This window comes from Variovorax sp. RO1 (assembly GCF_002849325.1).
In the GTDB taxonomy this organism is placed as follows: Bacteria; Pseudomonadota; Gammaproteobacteria; order Burkholderiales; family Burkholderiaceae_C; genus Variovorax.
Window position 1 is genome coordinate 112,247 of record NZ_PKMT01000009.1, and the last position, 13,712, is coordinate 125,958.

12 protein-coding genes are annotated in these 13,712 nt (G+C 69.6%); 6 read left to right on the forward strand and 6 right to left on the reverse strand.

Annotated features, from left to right (window positions below; translation table 11 throughout):
• Window positions 1–49: 49 nt before the first annotated feature.
• Complete coding sequence (locus CY658_RS30170) at window positions 50–967, forward strand: LysR family transcriptional regulator (RefSeq protein ID WP_101493670.1); 918 nt, start codon at window positions 50–52, stop codon at window positions 965–967.
• Between the two features lie 15 nt (window positions 968–982).
• Here the strand turns inward: CY658_RS30170 and CY658_RS30175 are convergent, their stop codons facing one another.
• Window positions 983–1,360, reverse strand: a complete 378-nt coding sequence (locus CY658_RS30175; RefSeq protein ID WP_101493671.1) for a DUF779 domain-containing protein — start codon at window positions 1,358–1,360, stop codon at window positions 983–985.
• Window positions 1,360–2,880, reverse strand: a complete 1,521-nt coding sequence (gene adh / locus CY658_RS30180; RefSeq protein WP_101493672.1) for an aldehyde dehydrogenase — start codon at window positions 2,878–2,880, stop codon at window positions 1,360–1,362. Before adh ends, CY658_RS30175 begins: the two co-directional genes overlap by 1 nt.
• Window positions 2,881–3,118: 238 nt before the next feature.
• On the opposite strand from adh, the gene CY658_RS30185 reads away from it, so the two are divergent.
• Together CY658_RS30185 and CY658_RS30190 are read left to right on the forward strand one after the other, a co-directional pair.
• A complete protein-coding gene (locus tag CY658_RS30185) occupies window positions 3,119–5,011 on the forward strand; it encodes a sigma-54-dependent Fis family transcriptional regulator (RefSeq protein WP_101493775.1) in 1,893 nt (630 codons plus the stop codon).
• A 56-nt stretch (window positions 5,012–5,067) separates the two neighbouring features.
• Entirely contained in the window at window positions 5,068–5,898 is an 831-nt protein-coding gene (locus CY658_RS30190; protein ID WP_180839086.1) for a class I SAM-dependent methyltransferase, read from the forward strand.
• A 15-nt stretch (window positions 5,899–5,913) separates the two neighbouring features.
• Here the strand turns inward: CY658_RS30190 and CY658_RS30195 are convergent, their stop codons facing one another.
• Genes CY658_RS30195 through CY658_RS30205 form a run of 3 tightly spaced genes read right to left on the reverse strand, consistent with a single transcriptional unit; the run spans window position 5,914 to window position 7,753 of the window.
• On the reverse strand, window positions 5,914–6,183 hold the full coding sequence (locus tag CY658_RS30195) for a DUF1266 domain-containing protein (protein WP_180839087.1): 270 nt from the start codon (window positions 6,181–6,183) through the stop codon (window positions 5,914–5,916).
• Window positions 6,184–6,195: 12 nt separating this feature from the next.
• On the reverse strand, window positions 6,196–6,714 hold the full coding sequence (locus tag CY658_RS30200; RefSeq protein WP_101493674.1) for a hypothetical protein: 519 nt from the start codon (window positions 6,712–6,714) through the stop codon (window positions 6,196–6,198).
• Between the two features lie 37 nt (window positions 6,715–6,751).
• Window positions 6,752–7,753 carry a hypothetical protein gene (locus CY658_RS30205; protein WP_101493675.1) on the reverse strand — a complete coding sequence of 334 codons (1,002 nt, stop codon included), beginning with the start codon at window positions 7,751–7,753 and terminating at the stop codon, window positions 6,752–6,754.
• A 317-nt stretch (window positions 7,754–8,070) separates the two neighbouring features.
• Here CY658_RS30205 and CY658_RS30210 point away from each other — a divergent pair, with 317 nt between their 5' ends.
• The 3 genes from CY658_RS30210 (at window position 8,071) to CY658_RS30220 (ending at window position 12,955) form a co-directional block, all read left to right on the forward strand.
• Window positions 8,071–8,457, forward strand: a complete 387-nt coding sequence (locus CY658_RS30210) for a DUF4259 domain-containing protein (RefSeq protein WP_101493676.1) — start codon at window positions 8,071–8,073, stop codon at window positions 8,455–8,457.
• Between the two features lie 220 nt (window positions 8,458–8,677).
• Entirely contained in the window at window positions 8,678–11,764 is a 3,087-nt protein-coding gene (locus CY658_RS30215; protein WP_101493677.1) for a hypothetical protein, read from the forward strand.
• Window positions 11,765–11,911: 147 nt separating this feature from the next.
• The gene (locus CY658_RS30220) at window positions 11,912–12,955 is read left to right on the forward strand and encodes an RNA methyltransferase (protein WP_101493678.1); all 1,044 of its coding nucleotides are present in this window, start codon (window positions 11,912–11,914) and stop codon (window positions 12,953–12,955) included.
• Here CY658_RS30220 and CY658_RS30225 read toward each other — a convergent pair.
• Window positions 12,948–13,700, reverse strand: a complete 753-nt coding sequence (locus tag CY658_RS30225; protein ID WP_101493679.1) for an alpha/beta fold hydrolase — start codon at window positions 13,698–13,700, stop codon at window positions 12,948–12,950. The genes CY658_RS30220 and CY658_RS30225 overlap by 8 nt on opposite strands.
• Between the last annotated feature and the right edge of the window lie 12 nt (window positions 13,701–13,712).

Consider the following 13,712-nt stretch of genomic DNA (forward strand, 5'->3'; position numbering starts at 1 on the left):
AGCCCATGCGCATGACTTTCGGCACTGGCGCGCTCTCTAGAATCCGCCGATGCCCCGCACCATCAACCCCGCGCGTGTCGATTTCGTGACGCTTCGCCTCTTCTGCGCAGTCGCCCAGTCGGGCAGCATCACCAAGGGCGCGGAGGCGTGCCACCTCGCGCTCTCGGCGGCGAGCCGGCGGCTTTCCGACTTCGAAGCCGCCACAGGCTCGAAGCTGCTCGAACGCAGCGCCCAGGGCATCGCGCTCACGCCCGCGGGCCACGTGGCGATGCAGCATGCGATGCGGCTCTTCCAGGGTTTCGAGCAGTTCAGCAACGAGCTGGGCGACTACGCCAGCGGCGTGCGCGGCCATGTGCGGCTGTGGGCCAACATGTCGGCGCTGACGGAGTTCCTGCCGACCACGCTGGCGACCTTCCTCGGGCAGCATCCCGATATCCGCGTCGAGGTCGAGGAACAGCTGAGCGGCGACATCGTGCGCGCGCTGGTCGACGGCCTCGCCGACGTGGGCGTGTTCGCCGAGAACACACCCGCCTACGGCCTCGACGTCGCGCCCTTCCAGACCGACGAGCTCGTGGTGCTGTGCGCCCGGCCGCACCCGCTGGCGCGCCTGCGTGCGAAGCAGGTCGACTTCAAGACCTGCCTCGCGCATGAGTTCGTGGGACTGAACCGCAGCAGCTCGCTGCTCGAGCTGACCTCGCGCGCGGCCGAGCAGGCCGGCATTCCGATGCGCCTGCGCGTGCAGGTGCGCAGCTTCGATGCGATGTGCCACATGATCGCGGCCAACCTCGGCATCGGCGTGGTGCCGCTGGCCGCCTGCAAGGCGCAGGTCGCCGCGCTCGACCTGAAGGTGGTGCACCTGAAGGACGCGTGGGCCACGCGGCGCCTGCTGATGGCGACGAAGACGGGCGCGGCGCTCTCGCCGGCGGCGCAGCTGCTGGTGCGGCAGCTGCTCGCCTCGTCGAACTGACAACCGACCGAGGCCCTACTCCGCAGCCTCGGCCTCGAGCACCGTCCACTCCGCATCAGTGAACAGCCGCGAGCGCGTCAGAAAGCGCACGCCCAGCGGCCCTTCCAGCGAGAACATGCCGCCGCGCCCCGGCACCACGTCGATGGTCAGCTGCGTGTGCTGCCAGTACTCGAACTGCGGCCCGCTGATGTAGAACGGCATGCCGCCGATGTGGCCCAGCAGCCGGTCGTAGTCGCCCACGATGAACTCGCCCTGCGCGTAGCACATGGGCGCGCTGCCGTCGCAGCAGCCGCCCGACTGATGGAACATCAGCGGGCCGTGCCTGGCGGCGAGGTCGTCGATGAGCGCAAGGGCCGCATCGGTCGCGGTGACGCGCAGGACCTCGCCGGTCATCAGAAGAAGCCCAGCTTGTTCTCGCTGTAGCTCACGAGCAGGTTCTTGGTCTGCTGGTAGTGGTCGAGCATCATCTTGTGGTTCTCGCGCCCGATGCCCGACTGCTTGTAGCCGCCAAAGGCCGCATGCGCCGGGTACTGGTGGTAGCAGTTGGTCCACACGCGGCCGGCCTGGATGCCGCGGCCCATGCGGAAGGCGCGGTTCATGTCGCGGCTCCACACGCCGGCGCCCAGGCCGTAGAGCGTGTCGTTGGCAATGGACAGTGCTTCTTCCTCGTCCTTGAAGGTGGTGACCGACACCACGGGCCCGAAGATTTCCTCCTGGAAGATGCGCATCTTGTTGTGGCCGCGGAACACGGTCGGCTTCACGTAATAGCCGTCGGCCAGATCGCCTTCGAGCTGCTGGCGCTCACCGCCGATCAGCACCTGCGCGCCCTCCTGCCGGCCGATGTCGAGGTACGACAGGATTTTTTCCAGCTGTTCGCTCGAGGCCTGCGCGCCGATCATGGTGGCCGCGTCGAGCGGGCTGCCCTGCTTGATCGCGGCCACGCGCTTCAGTGCGCGCTCCATGAAGCGGTCGTAGATCGATTCCTGAATCAGCGCGCGGCTCGGGCAGGTGCAGACCTCGCCCTGGTTCAGCGCAAACATCGTGAAGCCTTCGAGCGCCTTGTCGAAGAAGGCGTCGTCGCGCTCCATCACGTCGGCAAAGAAGACGTTGGGCGACTTGCCGCCCAGCTCCAGCGTGACCGGAATGAGGTTCTGGCTCGCGTACTGCGAGATCAGCCGGCCGGTGGTGGTTTCGCCGGTGAAGGCGATCTTGCCGATGCGGTTGCTCGACGCCAGCGGCTTGCCCGCTTCCACGCCGAAGCCGTTGACCACGTTGAGCACGCCCGGCGGCAGCAGGTCGCCGATGACCTCCATCAGCACCAGGATCGACACCGGCGTCTGCTCGGCCGGTTTCAGCACCACGCAATTGCCGGCCGCCAGCGCGGGCGCGAGCTTCCACACGGCCATGAGGATCGGGAAGTTCCACGGAATGATCTGTCCGACCACGCCGATGGGCTCATGAAAGTGGTACGCGAAGGTCTCGTGGTCGATCTCGCTGATGCCGCCTTCCTGCGAGCGGATGCACGAGGCGAAGTAGCGGAAGTGGTCGATGGCCAGCGGCAGGTCGGCGGCCATGGTCTCGCGAATCGGCTTGCCGTTGTCCCAGGTCTCGGCGGCGGCCAGCATGGCCAGGTTTTCCTGCATGCGGTCGGCGATGCGGTTCAGGATGTTGGCGCGCTCGGTGGTCGAGGTGCGGCCCCAGGCGGCCTTGGCCTTGTGGGCGGCGTCGAGCGCGCGGTCGATGTCGGCGGCGCTGGAGCGCGGCACTTCGCAGAAGACCTTGCCGGTGACGGGCGTGATGTTGCCGAAATACTGGTTCTCCACCGGCGCGACCCATTCGCCGCCGATGTAGTTGCCGTAGCGCGCCTTGAAAGGCACTGCGGTACCGAATTTGCCCGGTTCGAGCATGTCCATGGGTTGTCTCCGTTGGGTAAGGTGTGAACAGGCGGCACCGCGACATGCGGCGGCCCGCACAGGTACCGCAAGCGGCATACCTGCGCGGATCGGGACAATCCCCAAGCCCCGCGCCAGAGGAGCGCGGCCTGCGCAGAGGGTTTCCATTCGCAATCTGCGACATGTTTGCGCGAATACGGCGACTACGATGTCGCACAAGGCGAATCGCCGGCAACCCCTGTCATCGGAGTTCCGCAAGATGAGTGAAGCGTCAGTGCCATCCGTCAGCGTCGCGCAGGCCCGCGAGCTGTTCTTTGCGCAGGGCCGCGACCCGGCGCCGTGGATCGCGCCGCACATCTCGCGCTCGTGGCAGCGCAGCCGGCCGGTCGATCCGCAATGCATCGACCCCACGCCGATGGCGCCGTCGCTGCTCAACGAACGCCGCGAGCAGGCGATGCGCCTGCTCAGCTGCGCGCAGCCCGAGCTCGACGGGCTCGCCGAGCATGCGGTGGGCAATGGCTGCATCGTCGCGCTGTCGGACGCGACCGGCCTGATCCTCGAAGAAATCGGCAGCCCCGACTTCCTGCCCAAGGCCCAGCGCGTGGCGCTGCAGCCCGGCGTGGAATGGTCGGAGAGCCACCGCGGCACCAACGCCATCGGCACCGCGCTGGCCGAGCGTGTGGCGCTGATGGTGCTGGGCGGCGAGCACTACCTGGCGCAGAACGGCCGGCTGGGCTGCGCGGCGGCGCCCATCTTCAGCGGACGCGGCGAGCTGGCCGGCGCGCTCGACATCTCGGGCGAGACCGCGCGCGTGAACCACCACGCGCTCGGCCTCGTGCGCATGGCGGCACAACAAGTTGAGCACCGCATGCTGCTGGCCGAGGCCTCGGGCCATGTGCTGCGCTTCCATGCACGGCCCGCGCTGATCGGCACGGCGCGAGAAGGCCTGATGGTGATCGAGGGCGGGCGCATCGTCGCGGCCAACCGCGTGGCGCTCGACCTGTTCGGCCGCTCGTGGGAGGGTCTGCTCGACCTCGATGCCGAAGAATTCCTCGGCGCGCAATGGCCGCGCATGGAACACCGGCGCAGCCTGCTCACGCTGCCGGGCGGACGGCAGATCGCGACGGTCATGGAGCGCACGGGCACGGCGAACAGCGGCGCGGGCCGCAGCGGCGCGCGGCAAGCGATGGCCGCAAACACCGCTCCGATCGACAACGACGACGTCGTGCGCCCGCTGCTGGCGCGCGCCGTGCGCGTGCTCAACGAAGGCGTGCCGGTGCTGGTGAACGGCGAGACCGGCAGCGGCAAGGAGGTGTTCTCGCGCCGCCTGCACGCCGCCAGCCGCCGCAGCGCGGGCCCGTTCGTGGCAGTCGATTGCGCCTCGCTGCCCGAGACGCTGATCGAGGCCGAGCTGTTCGGTTACGAAGAAGGCGCCTTCACCGGCGCGCGCCGCAAGGGCATGCCGGGCCGCATCCGCGAGGCGCACGGCGGCGTGCTCTTCCTCGACGAGATCGCCGAGATTCCGCTCGCGCTGCAGACCCGCCTGCTGCGCGTGCTCGAAGGCCGCGTGGTCACGCCGCTGGGCGGTGGCCAGGGCGTGGCGGTCGATTTCGATTTGGTCTGCGCCACGCACGCCGGCCTGCCCGCGCTGGTCGAGGCCGGGCGCTTTCGCGCCGACCTGATGTACCGCGTCGCCGGCTTCACCGTCGCCCTGCCCGCGCTGCACGAGCGCGCCGACCGGCGCGCGCTGATCGCGCGGCTGTTTCTCGAATCGGGCGGCGCCGCCAAGCACCTGTGCCTGGAGAACGATGCACTCGAACGCCTGGCCGCCTACCGCTGGCCCGGCAACGTGCGCGAGCTGCGCAGCGTGCTGCGTGCGCTCGTCGCGCTGGCCGACCCGGGCGATGCGGTGACCGCCGATGCGCTGCCCGCGCACCTGCACGACGCCGGGCCCATCGCCGACTTCAGCGAAGCCACAGCGTCGCAACCCAACGCGCCCCTGCAAACCATCACGCGTCACGCCATCGACGAAGCGCTGCGGGCCTGCGACCACGACGTGGCGCGCGCGGCCCGCCGGCTCGGCGTGCACCGCAGCACCGTGTACCGCCACCTCGCGCGCCAGCGCCCGCCTGCGGGCAACACCAAAGACTGACTTGCCCGCACGCGCGGGACCGGCCAGACTTTGCGCATGGCCCTGTTCCCGCCTCCATGACCACCGGCAAACCCGCGCGCAAGCTCTCGGCCGTGCCGTCCACCTTGCGGATTCCGCTGGCCGCGCGGGCCTCGGGCGATGCGCTCTTTCCGCAGATGGCCGTGCGCGACGCCTACGCCGCCGGCATCCTCGAGCAGATCCGCGACGACGACCACGCCCTGCCCGACGACCGCACGACTATCTTCGGCATCCTCGCGCGCACGCGACGCTTTCGCAGCCTGGCGCAAGACTTCCTCAAGGCGAACCCGGGCGCGCGCGTCGTGAACATGGGCTGCGGCCTGAGCCACTACTTCCAATGGCTGGACGACGGCAAGTCGCGCATGACCGACGCCGACCTGCCCGAGGTGCTCGACCTGCGCCGCGAGCTGCTGCCCGACACCCATCCGCGCCACGACGTGCGCGAACTCGACCTGACGGCGCCTGATTGGTGGGAGCAGCTCGGCCTGCCGCGCAAGCGCCACGCGCAGCCGGTCTTCCTGTTCACCGAGGGCGTGCTGATGTACCTCACGCCCGAGCAGGTGAACGCCGTGCTCGTCACCTTCGGCGAGCGTGCGCCTGCGGGTTCGGTGCTGGCCTTCGATGCGATGTGCTGGCTGGCCGTGGGCCGCGCGCGCCAGCACCCGTCGGTGCGCGCGACGGGTGCGGAGTTCCAGTGGGGCCTGCGCCGCTACGACGACCTCACGCGGCCGCATCCGCGCCTGCAGCTGGACGGCACCTACCGCGTGATGGAAGGCATCGGCTGGCCCTACACGCTGTTCGCGCCGATGGTGCTGTTCTTTCTCGGCGTGCCGATCTATGCGGTGTACGCGCTGCGCGCGAAGGACTGACGCGTCTTTGCCGGCTCAGGCAAAGGGCACGCTGCGCCAAGGGCTGCGCGCGTCGCTCAGCAGCAGGCGGTTGGTGCGCAGCAGGTGCTCTTCGCGCGCATCGGCGTACTGCCAGATCAGGCCGCCCGCGATGTATGCCGCGCTCACCTGCGACCAGTCGGCATAGGCCGCACGCACCTGCGATTCGAGGCCGCCCGCGAAGCCCGTGAACTCCGCGCGATCGATGTAACCCAGCTGCACCGCCCAGCGCGACAGGTTGGCCAGTCGCACTGCATCCCAGGCCACGAGGCTCGTCAGCTATTCCGGCGCCACGCCGAAGTGCTTGCGCAAAGCCTTGACCCAGCTCTGGCTGCCCGTCATCAACTGGCCCAGCTCGGCGTTCGAGTGCCCGGTCTGCGCGGACAGCGCACGCATGTCCAGGTGCTCGCGCGCCTTGATCTGGAAGAACGCAGGAAACCACGCGTCCATGACCAGGCGCAGCACGCCCGGCGTGGATTGCACTGCCGCATCGATCGCGCCGATGGCCTTCCACGACGGCAGGTACTTGGCGCGCTGCCCTTCTTCGGTCAGCCAGCGCGCGGTCTGCTCGAAGCTCGCGCGGTCGGTCACGTTCCACACCTGTGCGACGCCTTCGCGCAGGGTGTCGTTGTCCCTGCCGGTGAGCACGGCATTCACGACGTCGCCATTGAAGGCCGACAGCGGCGTGCTCAGCGTGACCAGCCATTGCTCCTGCGCGGAAAGCGCCGGTGCGGCGGCGTCGAACTTCAGCTTGTCGTTGTCGAGCATCGAGTGCGCGAGCGTGTCCTTGAACCCCATGGAATCCCCCCAGAGTTGATGAAGTTGTTGAAGCCGCTCAGGCCCGCGATTGCAGTCGCACGACTTCCTGCTGCAGGAACGCGAGGAACGGCGCGCGCAGCGCTTCCTTCATGTGGGCGGGCAGCGCCATCGGTGGCGTCGAACCGGTCAGCATCTGGTCGCCCTTCTCCCCGATCTGCAGCGAGCGCGCCTCCACGCGCTCCAGCGCGATGCGCAGCGGCGACTCCATCAGGTCCTTGCCGTACAGCGCCTGCGCCGTGAGCGCCACGCCGTAGGGGCCGCCGAACAGCGGAAAGTCGGCCAGCGCGAACTGCAGCGTCTCGCCCGCGGAGATCTGGAACTTGTCGCTCACCTTGCCCAGCTTCTTGGCCAGCTTCGGGTTGGCGGGGTCGAGCAAGGTGTCGGCCGCGTCGTAGTCGGCCACCAGCTCGGCCAGCGTCCACACGCGCTGCTGCGCCTGCCGCTGGCTGCCGTTTTCCGCGTGGTACGCGACCACCGCCGCGACCGCTGGCGCCAGCAGTTCGCCGCAGCGCTTGAGCAGCACCGGCTCGGGTTCGTCGGCCACACCCGACCAGTCTTTCCATGCCTTGTAGCGCGCGAGCAGCGTCGAGACGAACGTAGGCGCGTCGTCCGCGCGCGCGGGCAAGGCATGGCCTTGGGCCGGCGGCGGCGCGGCCGACAGCACGGTGAAGTCGTCCTGCACGTACACCGCCTGGTCGGTCAGCAACAGCCCTTGCGACGTGCGCTTGCCGCTGAGCCGGTTCATTGCGTGATAGCCAAGAAAGAACAGCGGGATCTCGTCACCCAGCCAGGGCTTGGGCAGGTACATCTGCTCGACCGCTTGCGCGAACACCTGCGGTGCGTCTTCGTGGTCGGGGTGGTCGGCCTGGTCGGGCAGGAAGGCGAAGGCCGACAGGTCGGCATGCAGCGGCGCCTGCACCTGTTGCTGCACGCGTGCGCGCAAGGCATCACCATGGCGCGAGCGTTCGGGCGGCAGCGCGCCCAGGTGATCGGTGAACGACGAAAAAACGAATGACATGCTGAATCTCTCCCTGAAACCGTGGACATGTGAATAGGTATGCGGCCCGACATCTGCTTGCGTTGGCACTGCACGGCAGATCGGTCGTGATCGCGGCATGTCCTGGAAGGACATCGCCGCAATGCCGGCCCAAAGGAGGGGTTTCCGGCGGCTCACGGACTGAAAGATCACGCCTCCCTGTCGAAGGCGCGGCCATGCTAATTGGAAGCGTCGTTTGCCATTCTGACGAATTCTGAGAGCGGCTGCGATCACGAAATTCGTGCCGCTAGCATCACCGCATCTGCAACGTGGCCGCGCCACATACGGGAGTCAAACTAATGGGTACATGGTCCACCGCAGGCTTCGGCAACGACGAGGCACTCGATTGGCTGGCTGAGCTGCAAGAGGCCGACGACGCGCTCGCGTTCATCCGCGAGACCGTGGCGTCCGGATCGACGGAAGGCACCGTCGCCGCTGCCGAAGTGCTGGCGCTGCTCGCCGGCCAAGGCAGTGCCGACGTGCACCCGGACGCCGTCGACTGGTGCGTCGGCAAGGCCGCGCCACCCGCCGACTTGCGCCATGCCGCTGCCGACGCCCTGCAGGCCATCCTCGACGATCCCGATGCCGACGGGCACGACACCTGGGCCGAGTTGGGCGAGGACGACGAGGACTACCTCGCGTGGCTGGCGAACCTGAAAAGCCTGCAGGCACGGCTGCGCAACTGAGCACCGCCGAACGTCGCCGACGTTCCGGCAAAAAATTGCGCCGTGTTACGTAACGAGTGGCGACAGCTGCCCGTTTTGCACCGCGGGGCTGACAGGGTCTCTCGCACAAAAATCGTTTTGAATCAACGAGATACGGCGTTTTCTGGCAGGCGCTGAACGCTGAAAGCAAAGGCGGCACGCATGTTGCCCTCTGTAGTCATTTATTTGACGAGGAGGCCGCATGACCACCACCGTATCGCCGATCGCTTCGATCCCCGCAGCCGCCGAAAGCGGTGCTCCCGTGGTGCTTGCGCAGGCCAGCGTCACGCCCCTGGGCCCCGTCGGCGCCAGCGCCCCCATGGCCGCGCCCGCCGGGCCGTCCAGCCTGGGCACGCTGTCCAATGCCACGCCCGGCACCGTCGTCATGCGCGACGGAGTGCGCCTGCCGGTGGACGGCAACCAGAACCTCATTGCGGGCGATCGCGTGATCGTTCCTGACGGCGGCCAGGCCAACGTGCTCTTCCCCGGCTCGGCCACCAACAAGGCGCCGCTGGCCGGCGTGTTCGCGAGCGGCACCGACGCCACCATCACCTCGACCAAGCTGTCCAGCGGCCTGGAGCAGGTGAACGTCGACGTGGCCTCGGGCAACCTCGATGTGACCTCGCCCGACAGCGACGCGGAAGCCGCAGCCCTCGCGGTCAGCAAGAAGACCGCGGCCGGCAGCGGCATCGGCCTGGGCGAATTCGCGCTCGGCGCGCTGGGCGCCGTCGGCCTCGCCGCTGCGCTCGGCGGTGGTGGCGGCGGTGACGGCGGCGGCTTCCCGCTGTTCGTGTCGGGCATCGGTGACAGCGATGCCGATGCCGATTCGGACGCCGATGCGGATGCCGATTCAGATTCGGATGCAGACGCCGATGCTGATGCCGATTCGGACGCCGACGCAGACTCGGACGCCGATTCGGATGCAGATGCCGACGCGGATGCCGACGCTGACGCCGACGCCGATGGCGACCACCTGCTCGATCCGGGCGACGGTCTCGCCGGGGGGCTGCTGGGCGCCCTCGACAACGCGCTCGGCCTGGGCGGCGGTGCGGCCAACGTGCGCGGCGCCTCCGGTTCGTCGGGCACGCTGGCCTCGCTGATGCCCGTCGCCGACGGCCTCACCGACCTCGTCGACGACCTGCTCTCGCCGGTCACCGGCGAAGAGTTCACGCCCAACGATCCGAACGAATTCGAGCCCGTGGACAACGTGGTCGAAGACATTGCCATTCACGTGGGCGGCGTGGTGGCCCCCGTGGTCGACGGCCTGCTCGGTGAAGGCCTGACCGACGCCCTCGTCGGCTCGCTGATCGGCCAGGTCGACTACCTGACCGACGCGCTGGGCAACGCGCTCGAGAACGTGCTGGGCAGCGAAGGCCTGCTGGCCGGCGTCACCGTTCCGCTGGGCCTGGACGGTCTGGTGGATGACCTGCTCGGCACCGACGGCGTCGTCGGACAGGTGCTCGAAGGGCTCTTGGGTGATGGCAGCCTGCTGGGCAGCGTGCTTGGTGAAGACGGATTGATCGGGCAGCTGCTGGGGGATGACGGGCTGCTGGGTGGCGTGCTGGGTGACGACGGCCTGCTGGGCGGTGTCCTCGGTGGTGAAGGCGGACTGCTTGGCGGTGTGCTCGGTGACGACGGCCTGCTGGGTGGTGTCCTCGGAGGCGACGGTGGTCTGCTTGGTGGCGTGCTGGGTGACAACGGATTGCTGGGTGGCGTCCTCGGTGGCGAAGGCGGCTTGCTGGGCGGCGTGCTGGGTGACGACGGTCTGCTGGGCGGCGTCCTCGGTGGCGAAGGTGGTTTGCTCGGCGGTGTGCTGGGCGATGACGGCCTGCTGGGCGGTGTCCTCGGTGGCGAAGGCGGCTTGCTTGGCGGTGTGCTGGGCGACGACGGCTTGCTGGGTGGCGTCCTCGGTGGTGAAGGCGGTCTGCTCGGCGGCGTGCTGGGCGATGGCGGCTTGGCCAACGGCCTCCTCGGTGACGAAGGCATCCTGGGCGGCGTGCTCGGCGGCGACGGCGCACTGTCCGGCCTGCTCGGCAGCGAAGGCCTCACCGGCGGACTGCTCGGCTGCGACGGGCTCGTGGACAACCTGCTCGGCCCCGACGGCGCGGTCGGCGCCCTGCTGAGCGCAACCCCGGTGGCCGGCCTGCTTGGCGGCGAAGACGGGCTGCTCGGTGGCTTGCTGGGCGATGACGGGCTCCTGGGTGGCGTCCTCGCTGGCGACGGGCTGCTGGGCGGTGTGCTGGGTGACGACGGCATCCTCGGTGCTGAAGGCCCGGTCGGCGGTCTGTTGAATGGCGTCCTGGGCGGCGACGGTGGTGGCCTGCTCGGCGGTGTGCTGGGTGACGATGGCTTGCTCGGCGGCTTGCTGGGTGACGACGGACTGCTGGGCGGTGTGCTCGGTGGCGACGGTGGTCTGCTTGGTGGCGTCCTGGGTGACGACGGCCTCCTGGGCGGCGTTCTCGGCGGCGACGGTGGTCTGCTCGGCGGCTTGTTGGGTGACGAAGGCCTTCTGGGCAGTCTGCTCGGCGGCGGCGACGGTGGCTTGCTCGGCGGTGTGCTCGGCGACGACGGCCTCCTGGGCGGCGTCCTCGGTGGCGACGGGGACTTGCTCGGCGGCGTGTTGGGCGATGACGGCCTGCTGGGTGGCGTTCTCGGCGGTGACGGCGGCCTGCTCGGCGGCGTGTTGGGCGATGACGGCCTGCTGGGTGGCGTTCTCGGCGGTGACGGCGGCCTGCTCGGCGGCGTGTTGGGTGACGACGGCCTCCTGGGTGGCGTCCTCGGCGGTGACGGTGGTCTGCTCGGCGGCGTACTGGGTGACGACGGTCTGCTGGGCGGCGTCCTCGGCGGCGATGAAGGCGGCCTCCTCGGTGGCGTGCTCGGTGATGACGGCCTGCTGGGCGGTGTCCTCGGTGGCGGCGAAGGCGGCCTGCTCGGTGGCATCGTCGGCGAAGACGGTCTCGTCGGCAGCCTGCTTGGCGGCCTGCTGGGAGGCTCGGGCCCGGCCGCGGACATCCTGGCGCCGGTGTCGTCGGTGCTCGGCCATGCGGCCGATGCCGCCGAGCCCGTCGCGGCCGAAGCCACGCAGGCCGCATCCGGCGCCACGGCGCCCGCGACCGACATCCTGGCCGGCGCAGGCACAGCGGTCGCGCCGGTGCTCGCAGAGGTGGTGAACACCGTCGAACATGCGGTGTGCGAGGTCGTGGCCCCGATCACCAGCCTGCTCGACCACAACGGCACCGGCGCCACGCTGGCGCCCGTGACGAACATCCTGCACGGCCTGCTGGGCTGATCCAGGACGGGGGGCTGGCGACGGCCCCTTCCCTTTCGCTTCTTGCGCGCACATGCAGGCGCAGCGTTCCGCCCCCCGGCGCGCTGCGCCTTCGCACGTCCGCCGTGCACAATCGGCGCTCCCGAGCCCTTCTGCCCCACGCCGCGCATGCGAATCCACGAACTGAAACGACGACTCCGCGAGGCCGGGGCCGGCCCGAGCCACGAGCAGCGCATCCTGCGACTGTGGTCGCATGCGCTGCCGCGCAACAGCGGCCGGCGCCTGCCGGCCACGTTCTTTCCGTCGTCGCTGATGGAGGCCCTGCCGGCCATCGAAGCCGAGCTCGCGGGCCTGGCGCGCATCCATGCGATTCACCCCGGTGCCGATGGCTCCGAGCGACTGCTCGTTGCGCTGGCCGACGGCCAAACGGTGGAAAGCGTGCTGCTGCCGCGCGACGGCCTGTGCGTCTCGTCGCAGGTCGGCTGTGCCGTCGGGTGCCAGTTCTGCATGACGGGCCGCGACGGCCTGCTGCGCCAGGTCGAAAGCGCCGAGATCATTGCCCAGGTGGCGCTCGCGCGCCTGCGCCGGCCGGTGCGCAAGGTGGTGTTCATGGGCATGGGCGAACCGGCGCACAACCTGGACAACGTGATCGAGGCCATCGAGCTGCTCGGCACGGTCGGCAACATCGGCCACAAGAACCTGGTGTTCTCCACCGTCGGCGATGCGCGCGTGTTCGAGCGGCTGCTGCAGGCGCGTGTGCGGCCCGCGCTGGCGCTCTCGTTGCACACGACCGATGCGGCGCTGCGCCGCAAGCTTCTTCCGCGCGCACCCAACCTGACGCCCGAAGCCCTCATCGACGCGGGCGAGCACTACGCCCGCGCCACCGGCTACCCGATCCAGTACCAGTGGACACTGCTCGAAGGCGTGAACGACGGGCCCGAAGAAGTCGAGGGCATCGTGCGGCTGCTCTCCGGCAAGTACGGCGTGCTGAACATGATCCCGTTCAACACGGTGGAGGGCGTGGACTTCGGCCGCCCGTCACGCGAGCGCTGCGAGCAGATGGCCCGCACGCTGCACGAGCGCGGCATCCTCACGAAGCTGCGCTACTCGGCCGGCCAGGACGTCGACGGTGGCTGCGGCCAACTGCGGGCGCGCGCCGCCGAGGTGCGGGTGACCGTGCCGATCCGCCGGGCCGACGACCGGCTCAGCTGAGCGAAACCACCCAATCCCACACCGCAGCGGGCGCCTCGACCATCACGTTATGGCCGTGCGCGCCCAGGTCGCGGGCTTCGGGGTCGAGGGCGCGGGTCTGCTCGAGGGTGACCAGCGCATCGTGGCGGCCTTGGCCGAGGTGGATCGGGCAGCGCGCCAATCCCACCAGTTCAGACAGCGGCGGCTTGCCCACGGCATTGGCACGCGGGTCCATCGCGAGGCGCCAGCCCTCGGAATCTTGCGCGACGCCGCGCGCCACGACGGGCGCCGTCGCACCGACGATCGCTGCCAGGCCAGAGACCTTGAGGTAGCGGTCCCGCGCCTCTTCTTCTGTCGCGAATCGCTTGGCGGGCTGCGTCGCCAGCGTCTCCATGCGGCGGACCTCGTCATCGCTCCACGCGACCTTGATGCCGGCTGCGAACACCGCGTGCGGCGCGACGCCGAACCATCCGGTCGCCAGCGCAAGGCCGATCACACCGCCCAGCGAATGCCCGAGCACCACAAGCCGGCCTTCGGGCTGCAGATGCGGCAGCACCGCACGCGCCACGGTCGCGGCGTGCTGGCCGATGGCATACGAAGCCTGCCGGTCCGATGCACCGTGCCCGGGCAGGTCGAGCGCCAGCCAACGACCACGCCATCGCGCGCCGGCCTGCGCGCACAGCGGCGACCACACCGCGCCTGTGGCGCCCATGCCGTGCAGCAGCACCAGCAGGTCCGGGCCTTCGCCGCCTTGTTCCGTGTACATGTCCGTGGTCTC